At 62.7% G+C, this 15,376-nt stretch carries 20 protein-coding genes; 9 read left to right on the plus strand and 11 right to left on the minus strand.

All coding sequences use genetic code 11. The features are described from left to right. Positions 1–10: 10 nt before the first annotated feature. The 3 genes from AMK05_RS28765 to AMK05_RS28775 form a co-directional block, all read right to left on the minus strand. On the minus strand, positions 11–259 hold the full coding sequence (locus tag AMK05_RS28765) for a FitA-like ribbon-helix-helix domain-containing protein (RefSeq protein ID WP_064843359.1): 249 nt from the start codon (positions 257–259) through the stop codon (positions 11–13). A 71-nt stretch (positions 260–330) separates the two neighbouring features. Next, positions 331–1,170: an IclR family transcriptional regulator gene (locus tag AMK05_RS28770; RefSeq protein WP_064843361.1), complete on the minus strand. Its 840-nt coding sequence runs from the start codon at positions 1,168–1,170 to the stop codon at positions 331–333. A gap of 347 nt (positions 1,171–1,517) precedes the next feature. Beyond that, on the minus strand, positions 1,518–1,766 hold the full coding sequence (locus tag AMK05_RS28775; RefSeq protein WP_064843363.1) for a type II toxin-antitoxin system Phd/YefM family antitoxin: 249 nt from the start codon (positions 1,764–1,766) through the stop codon (positions 1,518–1,520). A 112-nt stretch (positions 1,767–1,878) separates the two neighbouring features. Between AMK05_RS28775 and AMK05_RS28780 the strand changes: the two genes are divergently transcribed. Continuing rightward, positions 1,879–2,736, plus strand: a complete 858-nt coding sequence (locus tag AMK05_RS28780; protein WP_064843838.1) for an SDR family oxidoreductase — start codon at positions 1,879–1,881, stop codon at positions 2,734–2,736. A 329-nt stretch (positions 2,737–3,065) separates the two neighbouring features. On the opposite strand, the gene AMK05_RS28785 is transcribed toward AMK05_RS28780, so the two are convergent. Further along, on the minus strand, positions 3,066–3,281 hold the full coding sequence (locus AMK05_RS28785) for a hypothetical protein (RefSeq protein ID WP_049735753.1): 216 nt from the start codon (positions 3,279–3,281) through the stop codon (positions 3,066–3,068). Positions 3,282–3,408: 127 nt separating this feature from the next. Between AMK05_RS28785 and AMK05_RS28790 the strand changes: the two genes are divergently transcribed. Then, entirely contained in the window at positions 3,409–4,032 is a 624-nt protein-coding gene (locus tag AMK05_RS28790; RefSeq protein ID WP_064843365.1) for a TetR/AcrR family transcriptional regulator, read from the plus strand. Positions 4,033–4,104: 72 nt separating this feature from the next. Continuing rightward, a complete protein-coding gene (locus tag AMK05_RS28795; RefSeq protein WP_064843367.1) occupies positions 4,105–4,293 on the plus strand; it encodes a hypothetical protein in 189 nt (62 codons plus the stop codon). 75 nt (positions 4,294–4,368) lie between these two features. Here AMK05_RS28795 and AMK05_RS28800 read toward each other — a convergent pair whose 3' ends face one another. Further along, positions 4,369–4,806: a DUF1810 domain-containing protein gene (locus AMK05_RS28800; RefSeq protein WP_064843369.1), complete on the minus strand. Its 438-nt coding sequence runs from the start codon at positions 4,804–4,806 to the stop codon at positions 4,369–4,371. Positions 4,807–4,892: 86 nt separating this feature from the next. Further along, a complete protein-coding gene (locus AMK05_RS28805; RefSeq protein ID WP_171899879.1) occupies positions 4,893–5,171 on the minus strand; it encodes a hypothetical protein in 279 nt (92 codons plus the stop codon). Positions 5,172–5,443: 272 nt separating this feature from the next. Between AMK05_RS28805 and AMK05_RS28810 the strand changes: the two genes are divergently transcribed. Together AMK05_RS28810 and AMK05_RS28815 are read left to right on the plus strand one after the other, a co-directional pair. After that, positions 5,444–6,814 carry an amidase gene (locus AMK05_RS28810; RefSeq protein WP_064843373.1) on the plus strand — a complete coding sequence of 457 codons (1,371 nt, stop codon included), beginning with the start codon at positions 5,444–5,446 and terminating at the stop codon, positions 6,812–6,814. Positions 6,815–6,879: 65 nt separating this feature from the next. Beyond that, positions 6,880–7,740, plus strand: a complete 861-nt coding sequence (locus AMK05_RS28815; RefSeq protein ID WP_064843375.1) for a sugar phosphate isomerase/epimerase family protein — start codon at positions 6,880–6,882, stop codon at positions 7,738–7,740. 19 nt (positions 7,741–7,759) lie between these two features. On the opposite strand, the gene betC is transcribed toward AMK05_RS28815, so the two are convergent. Further along, positions 7,760–9,274 carry a choline-sulfatase gene (gene betC, locus AMK05_RS28820; protein WP_064843377.1) on the minus strand — a complete coding sequence of 505 codons (1,515 nt, stop codon included), beginning with the start codon at positions 9,272–9,274 and terminating at the stop codon, positions 7,760–7,762. Positions 9,275–9,368: 94 nt separating this feature from the next. Here betC and AMK05_RS28825 point away from each other — a divergent pair, with 94 nt between their 5' ends. The 3 genes from AMK05_RS28825 to AMK05_RS28835 all read left to right on the plus strand — a co-directional run bounded on the left by AMK05_RS28825 (position 9,369) and on the right by AMK05_RS28835 (position 11,422). Beyond that, a complete protein-coding gene (locus AMK05_RS28825) occupies positions 9,369–10,274 on the plus strand; it encodes a choline sulfate utilization transcriptional regulator (protein ID WP_064843379.1) in 906 nt (301 codons plus the stop codon). 89 nt (positions 10,275–10,363) lie between these two features. Then, entirely contained in the window at positions 10,364–10,564 is a 201-nt protein-coding gene (locus tag AMK05_RS28830) for a hypothetical protein (protein ID WP_064843385.1), read from the plus strand. A 36-nt stretch (positions 10,565–10,600) separates the two neighbouring features. Further along, positions 10,601–11,422, plus strand: a complete 822-nt coding sequence (locus tag AMK05_RS28835; RefSeq protein WP_064843387.1) for an HpcH/HpaI aldolase family protein — start codon at positions 10,601–10,603, stop codon at positions 11,420–11,422. A gap of 10 nt (positions 11,423–11,432) precedes the next feature. Here AMK05_RS28835 and AMK05_RS28840 read toward each other — a convergent pair whose 3' ends face one another. After that, the gene (locus AMK05_RS28840) at positions 11,433–12,113 is read right to left on the minus strand and encodes a spermidine synthase (RefSeq protein ID WP_064843389.1); all 681 of its coding nucleotides are present in this window, start codon (positions 12,111–12,113) and stop codon (positions 11,433–11,435) included. Between the two features lie 244 nt (positions 12,114–12,357). Between AMK05_RS28840 and AMK05_RS28845 the strand changes: the two genes are divergently transcribed. Further along, a complete protein-coding gene (locus tag AMK05_RS28845) occupies positions 12,358–12,795 on the plus strand; it encodes a VOC family protein (protein ID WP_064843391.1) in 438 nt (145 codons plus the stop codon). 6 nt (positions 12,796–12,801) lie between these two features. Here AMK05_RS28845 and AMK05_RS28850 read toward each other — a convergent pair whose 3' ends face one another. From AMK05_RS28850 to AMK05_RS28860, 3 genes are read right to left on the minus strand one after another with little or no spacing between them, the layout of a single operon-like run. After that, positions 12,802–13,701, minus strand: a complete 900-nt coding sequence (locus AMK05_RS28850; RefSeq protein ID WP_064843393.1) for an ABC transporter ATP-binding protein — start codon at positions 13,699–13,701, stop codon at positions 12,802–12,804. After that, on the minus strand, positions 13,698–14,501 hold the full coding sequence (locus tag AMK05_RS28855) for an ABC transporter ATP-binding protein (protein WP_064843395.1): 804 nt from the start codon (positions 14,499–14,501) through the stop codon (positions 13,698–13,700). The genes AMK05_RS28850 and AMK05_RS28855 overlap by 4 nt, the downstream gene beginning before the upstream one ends. Beyond that, a complete protein-coding gene (locus AMK05_RS28860) occupies positions 14,498–15,376 on the minus strand; it encodes an ABC transporter permease (RefSeq protein ID WP_064843397.1) in 879 nt (292 codons plus the stop codon). Before AMK05_RS28860 ends, AMK05_RS28855 begins: the two co-directional genes overlap by 4 nt.

A 15,376-nucleotide genomic window follows, 5' to 3' on the forward strand; every position in this document is an offset into this window, starting at 1 on the left:
GCACGGACGATCATTCAAACCTCAATGGCTCCGCCGGTGCCTGTCGCTGGCCAAGCACGGCGAAATCATCATTGACCAGCCCCGACTGCCGACCGAGCTCAGCCAGCGCATCCCCCATGCGGATGCGCTGCTGGGGCCCCACCACACTTTTCAGGATTTCACGAACCTCCGCTTCGGTGCTGCGGCCGTTCATCGCTGCGCGCGTCCGCAATGCGCGATGCACTTCATCGGGCACATTTCGAACTGTCAGAACGGCCATATTTCAGACTCCCAGACGCTATCAATGACGGCAATTTAGCCATCATACAGTCAGATCCCAGGCGTGAGCGCTTAACGGTTGCGCCAGCCCATCAGCTTTTCGATCCGCTCCGCCGAACTGCGCACATGCGCGGTATAGTGGTTTTCATCGGAAAAGGCCTTCTGCTCCGGCAGCACGATGGAAATGGTAGCGACGCATTGGCCGTCGCGATCGCAGATCGGCGAGGCGATGCAGGCAACCGCATAATCGGATTCTCCCGCCTGGATCGACAGGCGCGCCCCAAAGGCCTTGCCGGCAGCTTCCGACAGCGTGCTCGGATCGATCTCGGCGCGGCCGGTCGGTGACGAGCGGGCGCAGCGCTTGAACAGCTCGATGCGCTCCTCCTGCGGCAGGTGGCCGGCGAGCAGGCGGCCCGACGCCGTCCAATTCAGCGGCACCCGGGTGCCGACGCGCGACGCCACCTGGAAGTGGCTCGGGCCGTCGGCCATGGCCAGCACCAGCATATAATCGCCGTCGCGGCCGCAGACCTGCACGGTTTCGCCGGCCTGGCGGCAGAGATCGTGCATTTCGTGGGTGGCGATGCTCATGAAATCCAGCGACCGGGCATAGGCAAGGCCGTAATGATAGAGCCGGGCGCCGAGCCAGATCGAACCATCGGCCTGACGCGTCAGCATGTTCTTCTCGACCAGATCGTCGACGATGACGTAAACGGTCGACAGCGGCGCCTTCACCGCCTTGGCGATGGCATAGACGCCGGCGGGCGAGCCCGTCTCGTAGAGATGATCGATCACCTGGAGCGCACGGTCGATGCCGCTGACGCGCGCGCGGCGCGCACCCTTACCGGCGGCTTCCTCGGCATGGCCCTCGTCTTCGGAGTAAACTGCGGGTGATGTCTTTCCGTCCAATTCCATGCACCTCGTTAAAACTGCGATCATGTTACATTACTATGGCATAGCGGTCGCTGTGGCAAATCGCAACATCTTGTAGGTTGATCGTGCGAACGGACGACAGCGGTGGAAGCCTGGGGAGGCTCGGGGATTATTTTTCAGCCACCGCCATCCCCGTAGCCCACTGATCATAAGAAGACTCGTCAGCACCTAGCCATAAGGCTGCACTGATCCGTCAGTTGTCATTTCGGTCTCTCACAGGTGGTGCGTGTGTTGCCTCGCCCTTACAGCCACCCTTGGGTATCTGTCGAGGAGGATGGCACTCGAAACCGTCCCGATGGCGACGAGAGCTGATATCCCAACGGAGAGCATTAGTAGCGATCTGCGTCGCGCATGCTTCGAATGAAGGTGGAGGAATCGACGGGCTCGGCAGGCGGCCTCATCGAGGCGGTCAGTGTCTTTAGCCGTTCGACATCGATCGGTTTTTCCAATGCCTTCATCGGCACGAGTTGCGCTACCGGCTTGCCATGCCGCAGTATCTCGAAAGTCTCGCCGGCTTCGACGCGATCGAGCAATTCGCTGAGACGGACCTCAGCTTCCTCCAGATTAACACGCGCCATAGTGCGTCCTCGATGTTTATTCCCGGTCATTTAATCGGAAATTATGCCATCTCAATCACGCTTGGAACAACAAGCCGCAGCCAGAGTTTGACCCTGAACCCAGGAGGTCATGATGCCGAATTATCCGACACCGCCGTTCCCATCCCAGAAACAGCCCATGCCCGGTTTTACCGCGCAAATGGACCCGGTTCCCGACCATGGCGAAAAAAGCTACCACGGCTCCGACCGCTTGAAAGGCAAGCGGGCGATCATCACCGGCGGCGACAGCGGCATCGGCCGGGCAGTGGCGATCGCCTATGCCAGGGAAGGCGCCGATATTGTAATTTCCTATCTCGACGAGGATGAGGATGCCGACGAGACGAAGCGGCTTGTCGAACAGGCCGGCCGCAAGGCCGTGCTGGTCAGCGGCGATATCCAGGATCCGGCTCTGTGCCGGCAGATCGTCGAGACGGCGGTCAAGGAGTTCGGCGGGATCGACATCCTCGTCAACAATGCCGCCCATCAGGCGAGCTTCAAGAGCATCGACGAGATCAGCGATGAGGAGTGGGAACTGACCTTCAAGGTCAATATCCATGCGATGTTCTACCTGACCAAGGCGGCCGTTCCGCATATGAAGCCCGGCAGTTCAATCATCAACACCGCCTCGATCAATTCGGACAGCCCGAACCCGACCCTGCTTGCTTATGCGACGACCAAGGGCGCGATCCAGAATTTCACCGCCGGACTTGCCCAGCTTCTGGCGGAGAAAGGCATCCGCGTCAATGCCGTGGCACCGGGGCCGATCTGGACGCCGCTTATTCCCTCGACGCTGCCGGAGGAAACCGTCAGCAATTTCGGCAAACAGGTGCCGATGAAACGGCCGGGTCAGCCGGCCGAACTGGCGACGGCCTATGTGATGCTGGCCGATCCTTTGTCGAGCTATGTCTCCGGCACGACAATTGCGGTCACTGGCGGCAAGCCGATCCTTTGACGCAAGTCGCCTGGGATTGGCGGTTCCGGGTTAAGGACATGCGTGAAACAAGGAGCTGAAGCAGGTCGATCAATGTCTGATGCGACGCGTTTCAGTCCGGCCTGCCCAGTAGCCGCCGCCGGAGGGCGTCGTGACGATCACGGCGTCGCCGGCGGTGGTGGAGTCTATGAAAGGCCTGGGGCTCGATGCCGCGGGGTATCGGCGATGGCCGCCACGCTCCGCGCGCTCTCTAGGCATTGCGATCAAACGGCAAGGGCCGCCGCCTGTTTATGACGGCAGCCCTTGACGGGGGCAGGGAGAGATCCCCCGAAATTTTTGAGGCGGGCTGTTCAGCCGAAGCAGGGCATTGCCGGCAGATTGGCGCGGCTGGCGATGGCTCCGATGATGTTGCCCACCGAGGTCGAGCGCGGTTCGCGTTTGCCGGCGGCCGTCTCCAGGAGTTGCTTGAAATCTTCAAGCTTCACGCCGTCGGCGCGCAACACCATGGCGATCAGGGGGTCGCGAAGGGCTTCGGATATCGTCAGGTCGTCTCTGGTCTTTCTCATGGTTGTCCTCCTTTCGTGGGCGGTCGCCCGTGTTCCACTTTGCGCTGCCGTGTTCTCGACATTGACTTTCGCGTTCCGTGGTGTTACCGGTAAGTAACAATACATTTGTTACCGATCGGTCACATTGATGTCAAGGACTACGTCCGCAAAAAAAACCGAAACTTCGAGTGAAATCTCCGCAGCTGTTTCAGAGGATCGAATCCCGCCGCGGGAACGTATCGTCTCCACAGCATCGGAGCTTTTCCGCGAGCGCGGCATCCGCGGCATCGGCGTCGATGCCATCGCTGATGCGGCTCTGACCAACAAGATGACGCTCTATCGGCATTTCGGCTCGAAGGACGAACTCGTCTGCGAAACGCTGCGCCGCGCCTCCGAAAAGGCGGGCGCCATCTGGCGCGATCTGGAGACGGCCTATCCCGGCAATCCGCGCGCACAGCTTTACGCCTGGGTGGAAATGCGGGCGCGATGTCTGAACGGCGAGCCCGCCGGCTGCGATCTCGCCAATGCCGCCATCGAGCTGAAGGGCGAGGGCCATCCCGCCCATGAAATGATCGAGCGCCACAAGGCCGAACAGCGTGATCGCCTGGCTGCGCTCTGTTCGGCGGCCGATGCCCGCGAGCCGGACCTTCTTGCCGATACGTTGACGCTGCTGCTCGAGGGGGCGCGCGTCAGCCGCCAGGCCATGGGCGCTGCCAGCTGCTGCGGTCATTTCGCCAAGGCCTGCAACGCGGCGATCGCTTCGTTCGCCTGACTCGGTTCTTTTGGGAACCTTACCGCTTCCATGCCGTTTTTCCATCACCGGAGGACAAGTGGAGACCGGGCGATGAACTACATCTATCTCAAACGCCTATATGCCAAACGCGCCGAGCTTGAAGCCAAGCTGGAGCTTCACGATGCGCGCTATTGTTTCGGCGAGGAAGAGGTCGATGACGGCACCGACAGCGATCTGCGTCAGCGGCTGAGCGAAATTTCCGACGAAATCGACGCATTGGAGAGCAGGCCCGGCCGCTAGAGCCAGCGGCTTTAATGTGTTGTTTTTATGCATGTTTTTGTCCTGGCGCCCTGCACGTTCCCGGGCGGGCATACCCTAATCTCCTGCGCTGAGGATCTCCATCGTTCGCTCGTCGAATTTCCCCTGATAGAAATGCTCGATCACCCGGTGGAAGGGCGAGCCGTGATCGCTGATCGCGGCAAACAGCGTCATCGACGAGCGCAGCTTCAGGTCATCGGGCGAGCCCAGGATTGCATGCGCGGATCGGTCCTTGACCGACAAGATCGCCTCGATGCAACGCAACAGCCGGCTTGAGAGAATGGGATCGGCGAGATAGGCGGCGGCTTCCTCGGCCGAACGGATCGCATATTTTTCCGCCATCGGCGAGGTGCCGAGACCTGATATCTGCGGGAAGATGAACCACATCCAGTGGGAGGTCTTGCGCCCGGCTTTCAGTTCCGAAAGCGCCTTTTCGTAGACGCCGTTCTGGGCGTCGACGAAGCGGTCGAGATTGTAATCGATATCACCGGCCATGGTTCGTCCCTTTCCTGCATGATGCAGCCTGGGCCGAATTCCCATGCCCGGCAAGCTGGCTTTCCTCGGGCGAGCCGCGTGCTCTCTCAGCACACCCTTTCGGCATAGGGGCTACTGTCACGGCAATGGCCGTAAGGCTGATGGTGCGGCGCGCTGTCGCCGGCGGGGGCGGCAATGGCCGATGTCGTCACCGGGTCCGTCTCGGTGGAAGAATATGCGGCGAAACCGACAAAGCTCAAGAGAGCCAGCGCCGCGACCACGACAATGCGCTCGAAGCCCGAAAGTTTCTGGGCGCTGACATGTTCCACATAGTCGCGTTCGCCCAGTCCGGCGGTTTCGTCCTCTTTCACATGAAGGGTCACCATATCCTGGCGCCGGGTCAAAGTTTCACAATCTGTCATCTAAATTACTCCTGCAACACATGCGGCGCCGGCCTCTCAAGAATAAACTCTCAACCCTCATGGCGGACCGACTCCCGCATGCGTGCAGCATGTGTGTCTTTAATCGCGGCAATTGAAGGGGCGATCTGCAAACGCAGTGTTCAAAAAATCGTCCCAATGAATGCAAAATATCGTGATGCTCTGGCTCGCCGGAATGATCCGAGGTAGTCCAGAGGATCATCTTTCTGGATCGTCTCATGAGCAAATCCTTCGGCGCGATGTCGGTCGCCCAGCTTTCCGTCCTCATTCAAGGTGGCGCGGCCGATCCGGTCGACGTGGCCGAGGTGGTCTTCGGAACCATCGCTGATTATGCCGACAAGGCGGTCTTCACCACGCTTACGGAACGCCGCGCGATAGAGGAGGCGCGCGCCTCCTCGAAGCGTTTGCGCGAAGGCCGATCGCTCGGATTGCTGGACGGCATTCCGATCGCCTGGAAGGATCTTTTCGATATCGAAGGCCTGGCGACGACGGCGGGTTCCGTCGTGCTTGTCACCGATGCGCCGGCCAGGCGCGATGCGGCCGTCGTCGGCCTCCTCCGGCAGGCGGGCATGGTCGCTATCGGCCGCACCAATATGAGCGAATTCGCCTTTTCCGGCCTCGGCATCAATCCGCATTACGGCACGCCGGTCAATCCGCGCAGCACGGATCTGCCGCGCATTCCCGGCGGTTCGTCCTCCGGCGCCGGTGTCGTCGTCGCCGCCGGCCTAGTGCCGGTCGCCATGGGCACGGATACCGGCGGCTCGGTGCGCATTCCCGCCGCCTTCAACGGCATTGTCGGCTACAAGGCGTCCCGCGGCCGTCATGCGATGGAAGGCGTCTATCCGCTGGCCAAGAGCCTGGATTCGCTGGGGCCGCTCTGCCGCAGCGTCAGGGATGCGGTGTGGATCGATGCGGCGATGCGCGGCCGCACGGCGCCTGATGTCGTCGAGCGTCCGCTGCAGGGGCTGGAATTGCTCGTGCCTGACAACATCGTCTTCGACGGAGCCGAGCCTGACGTGATCGCTGCGTTCGAGGCCGCTTTGGAACGTCTTCAAAGGGCCGGCGCCCATGTTGCCCGTACGGTCATTCCCGCCTTCGACGAGATTTTCGATCTGATGACGAGATATGGCCCGCTGGTCACCGCGGAGGCTTTCGCATTGCATCAGGAACGGCTCGCGGGACCGGATGCGGACAGGATGGATCACCGCGTCGTCATGCGCACCCGCTTGGGAAGCAGGACGAGTCTGGCCGATTACCTGGCGATCCTTGCGGCACGAGGCCACCTGATTGCCGATGTCGAGCGCCTTGTCGGCGACCGGCTCATCGCTTTTCCGACGGTCGCCCATGTCGCTCCGCCGATCGGGCCGCTGGAACAGGACGATGAACTCTTCTTCGCCACCAACAACAAGACGCTGCGCAACACCGCGCTCGGCAATTTCCTCGACTGGTGCGGCGTCTCCATCCCCTGCGGCACGGGTGCTTCAGGCATGCCGGTCGGTCTGTTGCTTTCGGCGACAGCCCGTCGCGACGAGGCGCTGCTCGGGGTCGCACTCGCCGCCGAGCCGGTCGTTCGCGGCGATTTCGCCTGATTGGCAATTGAACCGCCAGGCTTTTATTGCGATTGATGGCAGGAGGAAATCCTGGAGGAAAGCACGTGCAGATCTTGCAAAACGGACGCTTCGCGGTTTCGACATGGTCGCTGCATCGGCTGCTCGGCGCCGTTTATGGCTATAGCCCAGATCCTGAAAAAAGCGCAGCAGCCAAGGAACCCTATGGCCCGGGCGCGGCAGCGCTGATCGATACGCCGGCGGCGCTGGCGGCGCGCGGCGTCAACCGGCTGGAAATCTGCTCCTTTCATCTGCCGAGCCTCGAAGCCGGATATATAAGCGAGTTGCGCGATGCGATGAGAGCATCGAATGTGCTGTTCCAGACGCTGCTGGTCGAGGACGGCGATCCGAGCCATGCCGAGACTGGAGAACGCGATGTCAGATGGATGGCGCCGTGGATCGATATCGCCGCTTCCCTTGGGGCGCAGAGGATGCGCGTCATCGCCGGCAAACAGAAGCCGACCGAGGAAAACCTGAGCCGTGCTGCCGGTCATCTGAACTGGCTGGCTGAAAAGGCCGAAGGCAGCGGCGTGCGCGTCGTCGTCGAGAACTGGTTCGACCTGTTGCCGTCGCCTCTGGAGATGAACTGGCTGCTGGATCGGCTGGACGGCAAGGTCGGCCTCAACGGCGACCTCGGCAATTGGGCGGCACCCGCAAAATATGAAGGTCTGGCCGACATCATGCGTCGGGCGGAAATCTGCCATGCCAAGGCCGATTACACCGTTGCCGGCCTCGATGCCGGGGATTACCGCAAGTGCCTGGAGATGTGCGAGCGGGCCGGTTATGCCGGCCCCTTCACGCTGATCTACGACTCGCCCTTCTTCCCCGACGAATGGGACGGCATCCTGCTGCAGAAGCAGTTCATCGAGGATTTTCTGCGCGAGGCGCCGGCGCGCAGGACGGGTTAAATCCCGAAGAACTTTACGCTCATTCCTCGCGCGGAAATCTCTGGCTTTCCTCCAGCACGTTGAGGTCCATGTGGTTGCGCATATAGCGCTCCGAGGCCTTCTGCAGCGGCTGATAATCCCAGGGATAATAAGCGCCGTTGCGCAGGGCCGCATAGACCACCCAGCGGCGCGCCTGGCTTTCGCGCACGGCGGCGTCGAAATCGGCCAGGTTCCAGCGCCGGCCGGCCTGGTCGGTGAGCCTCGCCAGAGTATCGGCATGCGCCGGATTTGCCGCCAGATTATCGAGTTCCTGCGGGTCGGCTTCGAGGTCGAACAGCATCGGCGGGTCCTTGACGCAAAGCGAAAGCTTGTAGCGCCCGTCCCTGAGGCAAACGAGCGGCGCTTCGGAGCCTTCCGCGGCATATTCCATCGGCACGGGGCTGCGGCCGCCGGCACCTTCGGCAAGCGCTACGAGATTTTCGCCCTCGGTCCATGGTTTCAACGCGGTGATGTCGATCCCGGCAAGAGCCGCCAGCGTCGGCGTGACATCGAGTGTAGAGACCGGCTGATCGATGCGCCCGGGCTTCCAACCGGGGGCCGCGATCATCAGCGGAACACGCGCCGATCCTTCGAAGAAGTTCATCTTGAACCAGAGGCCGCGGTCGCCGAGCATGTCGCCATGATCGGAAACGAACAGGACGATCGTGTTGTCGGCCATCCGGGTCCGCTCCAGCACGCCGAGAATCTCGCCGATCTTATCGTCGACATAGGAGATATTGGCAAAGTAGCCCCGCCTTGCCCGCCGGATCTCCTCGGGGCTGATGGCGAAAGCATCGTGGTCGCAGGCGTTCATCAGCCGCTGCGAATGCGGATCCTGCTGCTCGAAGGCGATCGGCGCCACCGCCGGGTCGAGCGCCGGGCAATCCTCATAGAGGTCCCAGAATTTGCGCCGCGCGACATAGGGATCGTGCGGATGGGTGAAGCTGACGGTCAGGCACCAGGGGCGCCCGTCCTGGCCGCGCGACAGGTCGAACAGCTTGCGGCTGGCGTGGTAGGCGACCTCGTCGTCATATTCCATCTGATTGGTGATCTCGGCGACGCCGGCGCCGGTGACCGAGCCGAGATTGTGATACCACCAGTCGATGCGCTCGCCGGGTTTGGTATAATCGGGCGTCCAGCCGAAATCGGCGGGGTAAATATCCGTCGTCAGCCGTTCTTCAAAGCCGTGAAGCTGGTCGGGGCCGACGAAATGCATCTTGCCGGACAGCGCCGTCTGATATCCGGCGGCGCGCAGATGATGCGCATAGGTCGGAATGTCGGAGGCAAATTCAGCGGCATTGTCGTAGACTCGCGTCCGGCTCGGCAATTGTCCGGACATGAAGGAGGCCCGCGCCGGCGCGCAGAGCGGGCTTGCCGTATAGGTGTTGGCGAAGCGCACGGAACGCTCCGCCAATGATTTCAGATGCGGCGCGTGAAGGAAATCGGCAGGCCCATCGGGAAAGAGGGTCCCGTTCAACTGGTCGACCATCAGGATGAGAATATTCGGGCGCGCCATATCGTTCCTCTAGCTATTTGAAGATTTTATTGAAGCGGCTATTATCGCCCCTGTAAAGCTGGCCTTTTTTCGATAGGTCATCAAAGGAATTTTTATGCCGGACCACCCGCCGGAGCTTGGCTGGATGCGCATCTTCGTCGAGGTCGCCAGACTTGGAAGCTTTTCGTCGGCAGCAGCGCTGCTCCGGCTTACCCAGCCGGCCGTCAGCTATCAGATCCGCCGGCTGGAGGAGCAGTTCGGCGTCAGCCTGCTGCGCCGCCAGCATCGCGGCGTGACGCTGACTGCGCAAGGTGAGCGGCTTCTGGAGGTCGCCGCCAAAGCCGTCTCCGACATCGATGCGCTCGCCCGCCGTTTCCGTGCCGAAGGCCAAAGACCGGTCGTTGGGCTCAGAACCGACTATGCCTTTTCATCGCTCTGGCTGATCCCGCGCATGGACGGCTTTCGTCTTCTGCACCCGGAAACGGACATCCAGATCGTCGCGACGCAGCGATTTTCAGCCGGCTTTCGCGACGAGGCGGATGTCGCGGTCGTATTCGGCACGCGGGCGGAATTCGGCGCCACCGGCACGCTTCTGCTGCGGGAAAAGGTCGTGCCGGTCTGCACACAGGGATTTCTCGACCGCCACGGCCCGTTCGACGATCCGGGGCAGCTCGCCAAGGCGGTGCTGATCCATCTCGACACGCCGATGCCATCGCCCTGGTTCGACTGGCGCAGCTATTTCTCTGAATTCTCCGTCCTGCGCGACATCAATGCCGGCCGCGGCGATATCAGCTTCAATACCTATTCGCTGGTTATTCAGGCGGCGCTGAGCGGGCAGGGCGTGGCGATCGGCTGGATGGGGCTCGTCGATACGCTGCTCTCCGCGGACATGCTGGTCGAAGCCGGCCCGCCGCTCGATGTACAGGACCGCGGTTACTGGCTGGTGCCGCCGCGATCTCCAAGCGCGCACGGCGAGAGGCTCAGTGCCTGGCTATTGGATGAGGTGAAGCGGAGCAGTTAGCACGGCTGCATTTCTCTCCGGGGAAGCCTTGTCATCGGCGATGCCGCCGGACATTGTGGGATCGAATCCATAGCGAAAGTGGCGTACGCATGCGAACGATCGGACATATCATCGGACTGCTTATGATCCTTCTCGGGCTGATCTGGATCGGGCAGGGAAGCGGCTATTTTCCCTATCCGGCCTCCAGCTTCATGATCGCGCAAACGATCTGGATCCTGTGGGGCGCTCTTCTGGCCGCGGCCGGCATTGCCGTCATGATCATCGTCTCACGACTGCGCCGGAGAGTGTGAGCCGTCGCTGGGCGCTGACGAATTGAGGAGAACGGCATGGGTGCAGCTGACATCGACGGCTTTGCGGACAGGATCAGGGGCAGCCGGGGTGGGATGATCTCCGCCTGGGTCGGCATTCCCGATGCCATGCTCGTCAACCACCTGGCGCAGGAGGCCTTCGATGCCGTCGTGCTGGATATGCAGCACGGCATGTGGGACATGCCGTCGGCGGCCAACGCCGTCGCGCAGGTTCGCCTTGCCGGCAAGCCGGCCCTGGCGCGTATCCCGGTCGGCGATTTCGCCTCCGCCTCGCGTCTGCTCGATGCCGGCGCTTCCGGCATCATCGCGCCGATGATCAATTCGGCCGACGATGCGAGAGCCCTGGTCCGGACGACGAAATATCCGCCCGTCGGCGAGCGCAGCTGGGGGCCGTCATTGGCGCTGAACCATACCGGCCTGTCGGCCGACGATTATTTGAAGAATGCCAATGCGCTCACCGTCGCCATCGCCATGATCGAGACCCATGCCGCGCTGGACGCGATCGACGGCATTCTCGGCGTGAGCGGCATCGACGGCATTTTCATCGGCCCTTCCGACCTTTCGATCGCGCTGTCGAACGGCGATCAGGTGGCGCCGAACGCGGCCGAAATCGACAGCGCCATGCAGCATGCCGTCGCGCGCTGCCGTGCCCACGGCAAATTCGCCTGCGCCTTTGCCGCCGACGGCGAGCGGGCCGGCGAACTCCTGAAATTCGGCTTCGACCTGGTCATTGCCGGCGCCGAGACCACGCAGCTGCGCTCCGGCGCCCGCCGCGCCATCAATGCCGCCCGCAGGATCGCTTCGGCCAGCCGACCCAGGCGATATCACCTCAGCCGTTGAAGAGCTTTGATCAGCGGACCGGCTTCACCGCCAGCCAGATGACATGGCGGGCGCCGCCGCGTTTGCCGTTGGCGCGGGTGTTGACGGCATCGACGGAAAAGCCGCTGTCCCTGAGCCGCCGGGTGAAATCGGGATCGGGGCCGGACGACCAGACGGCGAGCACGCCGCCGGGGCGAAGCGCGTCGCGGGCGGCGCGCAGGCCGGCGAAATCATAGAGCCGGTCATTGGATTTGCGGGTCAGTCCGTCCGGGCCATTGTCGACGTCGAGCAGGATCGCGTCATAAGCGCCCTTGCTGGCGCGGATCGCCTCGCCGACATCCCCCTGATGGATGGCGACGCGCGGATCGTCGAGACAGCCCTTGAATACTTCAGCCATCTGTCCGCGCGCCCAGGCGACGACGGCAGGCACCAGTTCGGCGACGGTGACGCCGGCATCTTCGGGAAGGATGGCGAGAGCGGCGCGCAGGGTAAAGCCCATGCCGAGCCCGCCGATCAGCACCTTCGGTTTCGGATGCGTCTTGATCCGCTCCCAGGAGAGTGTCGCCAGCGCCTCTTCCGAACCGCTGAGGCGGCTGTTCATCAGCTCGTTGGCGCCGGGCATGATCGAGAACTCGCTGCCGCGCTGCTTCAGCCTGAGTTCGCCGCCTTCGCCGGGAATGGTCGCGCAATCGAGCTGGATCCAGGGCAGCATGACGGTTTCGCCTCACGTGAAAGAACCGTCCCCTAGCATAGGGCGATGAGCGGGGCCAGTGAGCAGGACTTGGGGACCGATTGAAAACGGGGCGGCGGTTTGAGGCGGTCCGTTCTTCAAGCTTCCGAGGTGGACAGCAGCGAATTAAGCTTGGACGGCTGTCGGTGTTGGCGCACATCAAGCGTCCTTTGCTGGACGAGGGGACGCCTCGTAGATTGCAACGACACGTTTGGAGATTGGAAACATGGCGCTCAAGCGAATGGACAATGTGGGAATCGTCGTCGAAGACCTCACCGCGGCGATTGATTTCTTTGGCGAGCTCGGCCTCGCGCTCGAAGGACGGGCCATGGTCGAAGGAGAATGGGCCGGGCGGATCACGGGGCTGGGCGATCAGCGGGTCGAGATTGCCATGATGCGCACACCTGATGGCCACAGCCGGCTTGAGCTCTCCCGCTTCCTCATGCCCGATGTCGTCGCAGACCACCGCAACGCCCCGGTCAACGCGCTCGGCTATCTCCGCGTCATGTTCACCGTTGATGACATTGACGACACGCTTGAAAGGCTCCGCGGGCGCGGGGCCCAGCTCGTTGGCGACGTCGTCCAGTATGGAGACACATATCGGCTCTGCTACATAAGAGGGCCCGAAGGACTTCTCCTCGGACTCGCCCAGGAACTCAGCTGAAGCGCCTCAGATCCTCCGCGTGAAATGACCCGGTTCCACTTCGACGATGTCATCCTGGGCCGCGGCCGAACGGCGGCGGATGTCTTCCACCTCGTCGGGCCTCAGCCGCGCCTTCGGATCCTCGAAGCGGACGTCGGGATCGGGAACGGCCGAGAGCAGCAGCCTGGTATAGGGATGCAGCGGATTGTCGATCACCCTTGCGGTGCTGCCCCATTCGACGATCTGGCCGGCATACATCACGGCGATGTCCTCGGCGACATAACGGGCGGTGGCAATGTCATGGGTGATATAGAGCAGGCCGAGATTCATCTCTCGCTTCATCTCGTTCAGCAGGTTGAGCACGCCGAGGCGGACCGAAACGTCGAGCATTGAGGTCGGTTCGTCCGCCACGATCACCTCCGGCCTGACGGCAAGCGCACGGGCAATGTTGACGCGCTGGCGCTGGCCGCCGGAGAGCTCATGCGGATATTTCGGCGCGACGAGGTCGGGATCGAGCCGGACGCGCTGCAGCAGTTCGCCGATGGTGACGTCGATCTCGGTTCCCTTGATGTCGGGGCGATGCAGCTTCAGCGGCCGGCGGAGATGGTGCGCGATGGTATGGGCGGGGTTCAGCGAGGCGAAGGGATCCTGGAAGATCATCTGCACCGAGCGGCGGTAGCGGGCGATCTCGGCCGAATTCGCCGTCTCGACCGGCCGTCCTTTGTAGAGAATGCGGCCCGATGTCGGCAGATATTCGCGCATCGCCATACGGGCGCAGGTGGTCTTGCCGCTGCCGGATTCGCCGACGAGCGCCAGTGCCCGGCCAGCGCGCAGCGAAAAGGAGATCGAGCGGGCAGCATGAACGGCGGACGCACCGTGGCCGAAGGTCTTTGTCACCGTGTCGAGCGCAAGGATGGCTTCGCTCATAGCAGCACGCCTCCATGCAGCGAGGGGAAGGAGGCCCAGAGCTTCTTCGTGTAATCATGCTGCGGCGTCCGGTAGATCGCCTCGGCGGTATTTTGCTCCACCAGCCTGCCGGACAGCATGATGCCGATGCGGTCGCAGAACTGCACCATCAGGCCGAGATCATGGGTGATGAACAGTACGGAGAAGCCGAAGCGGCGGCGCAGCTCGTTGATGCGCTGCAGGATCTCGCGCTGAACGACGACGTCGAGCGCCGTCGTCGGCTCGTCCATGATGACGAGCTTCGGGTCGAGCGCCATGCAGATGGCGATGACGATGCGCTGGCGCATACCGCCGGAAAACTGATGCGGATAGTCGCGCATGCGATCGGGCGCGATGTCGACGAGCGTCAGCATCTCGGCGGTGCGCTCGCGGGCTTGCGTGCGGCTCATGCCCTTATGGGTGCGCAGCACATCGTAGAACTGCGCCTCGATGCGCAGCACCGGGTTCAGCGAATTCATGGCGCTCTGGAAGACCATGGCGACCTGGCGCCAACGGTAGGCGGCAAGCGCCTGCTGGTCGAGACCGAGTACGTCGCGGCCGTCGAGCAGGATGCGGCTCGCCTTGCGGATCAGCGCCGGCGGCCTGTGCAGGCGGCTGACGGCGAAGGCGATGGTGCTCTTGCCGCAGCCGGATTCGCCGGCAAGGCCGAAGACCTCGCCGGGTGCGACATCGAAGCTGACATCGTCGACGGCGCGAAAATCCTTCTCCTCGCCGATATAGTCGATCGAAAGGTTCCTCACCGAGAGCAGCGGCTGCGTCACAGGCGGCCCTCCCCGGAACGAACGAGCAGCGACCAGCGCTTCAGATGATTGCCGGTGCGCAGCCGCGGATTGGCGATCTCGTCGACGGCGAAATTCAAGAGCGACATGCCGATGCCGAGGAAGGCGAGCGCGAAGCAGGGGGTGAGGATGTCCCACCAGGCGCCGACCGAGAGGGCCGAGGCCTTCTGCGCATTGTAGAGCATCGTGCCCCAGGAGATCGCGCGAGGATCCCCGAGGCCGAGAAATTCCAGCGTCGCCTCGGTGATAATAGCGAAGATGACGCTGCCGATGAAATTGATGCCGACGATCGAGATCACATTGGGAAAGATCTCGAATGTCATGATCCGCCATTGCGGCTCGCCCATCATCTCGGCCGATTTGACGAAATCCTTGTGCTTGACGGAGAGCGTTTCGGCGCGGGTGACACGGGCGCCCCAGGCCCAGGAGGTGGCGCCGAGGATCAGCGCGATGACAAGCGGGCTTGCCTGGCCGATGAAGGCGGCGAGCACCAGCAGCAGCGGCAGATTGGGAACGACCAGCACCATGTTGGTGAAGAAGCTGATCACCTCGTCGGTCTTGCCGCCGCGATAGCCGGCGATGATGCCGAGCGCGGTGCCGACGACGGTGATCAGCAGGCCGGCGCCGAAACCGACGGCCAGCGAGGTGCGGGCGCCATAGATCAGCCGGGCGAAGACGTCCTGGCCGATACGGGTGGTGCCGAGAATATGGTCGAGCGACGGCGGCTGATGCGGCCGCCCGGTGCGGGCGGCGGGGTCGTATTGCGTCAGCAGCGGCGCTGCGACCGCGACGATGATGATGAAGGCGATGATGGCGAGGCCGGTGAGCGCCTTGCGGTTTCGCAGCAGGCTCTTCAT

The sequence above is a fragment of the Rhizobium sp. N324 genome (genome assembly GCF_001664485.1).
In the GTDB taxonomy this organism is placed as follows: domain Bacteria; phylum Pseudomonadota; class Alphaproteobacteria; order Rhizobiales; family Rhizobiaceae; genus Rhizobium.

Excerpts from the sequence above, each read along its gene's own strand:
- AMK05_RS28765 (WP_064843359.1), bottom strand. The coding sequence starts at position 259 with ATGGCCGTTCTGACAGTTCGAAATGTGCCCGATGAAGTGCATCGCGCA.
- AMK05_RS28770 (WP_064843361.1), bottom strand. The coding sequence starts at position 1,170 with ATGGAATTGGACGGAAAGACATCACCCGCAGTTTACTCCGAAGACGAG.
- AMK05_RS28775 (WP_064843363.1), bottom strand. The coding sequence starts at position 1,766 with ATGGCGCGTGTTAATCTGGAGGAAGCTGAGGTCCGTCTCAGCGAATTG.
- AMK05_RS28780 (WP_064843838.1), top strand. The coding sequence starts at position 1,879 with ATGCCGAATTATCCGACACCGCCGTTCCCATCCCAGAAACAGCCCATG.
- AMK05_RS28785 (WP_049735753.1), bottom strand. The coding sequence starts at position 3,281 with ATGAGAAAGACCAGAGACGACCTGACGATATCCGAAGCCCTTCGCGAC.
- AMK05_RS28790 (WP_064843365.1), top strand. The coding sequence starts at position 3,409 with ATGTCAAGGACTACGTCCGCAAAAAAAACCGAAACTTCGAGTGAAATC.
- AMK05_RS28795 (WP_064843367.1), top strand. The coding sequence starts at position 4,105 with ATGAACTACATCTATCTCAAACGCCTATATGCCAAACGCGCCGAGCTT.
- AMK05_RS28800 (WP_064843369.1), bottom strand. The coding sequence starts at position 4,806 with ATGGCCGGTGATATCGATTACAATCTCGACCGCTTCGTCGACGCCCAG.
- AMK05_RS28805 (WP_171899879.1), bottom strand. The coding sequence starts at position 5,171 with ATGGTGACCCTTCATGTGAAAGAGGACGAAACCGCCGGACTGGGCGAA.
- AMK05_RS28810 (WP_064843373.1), top strand. The coding sequence starts at position 5,444 with ATGAGCAAATCCTTCGGCGCGATGTCGGTCGCCCAGCTTTCCGTCCTC.
- betC (WP_064843377.1), bottom strand. The coding sequence starts at position 9,274 with ATGGCGCGCCCGAATATTCTCATCCTGATGGTCGACCAGTTGAACGGG.
- AMK05_RS28825 (WP_064843379.1), top strand. The coding sequence starts at position 9,369 with ATGCCGGACCACCCGCCGGAGCTTGGCTGGATGCGCATCTTCGTCGAG.
- AMK05_RS28830 (WP_064843385.1), top strand. The coding sequence starts at position 10,364 with ATGCGAACGATCGGACATATCATCGGACTGCTTATGATCCTTCTCGGG.
- AMK05_RS28835 (WP_064843387.1), top strand. The coding sequence starts at position 10,601 with ATGGGTGCAGCTGACATCGACGGCTTTGCGGACAGGATCAGGGGCAGC.
- AMK05_RS28840 (WP_064843389.1), bottom strand. The coding sequence starts at position 12,113 with ATGCTGCCCTGGATCCAGCTCGATTGCGCGACCATTCCCGGCGAAGGC.
- AMK05_RS28845 (WP_064843391.1), top strand. The coding sequence starts at position 12,358 with ATGGCGCTCAAGCGAATGGACAATGTGGGAATCGTCGTCGAAGACCTC.
- AMK05_RS28850 (WP_064843393.1), bottom strand. The coding sequence starts at position 13,701 with ATGAGCGAAGCCATCCTTGCGCTCGACACGGTGACAAAGACCTTCGGC.
- AMK05_RS28860 (WP_064843397.1), bottom strand. The coding sequence starts at position 15,376 with ATGAAGAGCCTGCTGCGAAACCGCAAGGCGCTCACCGGCCTCGCCATC.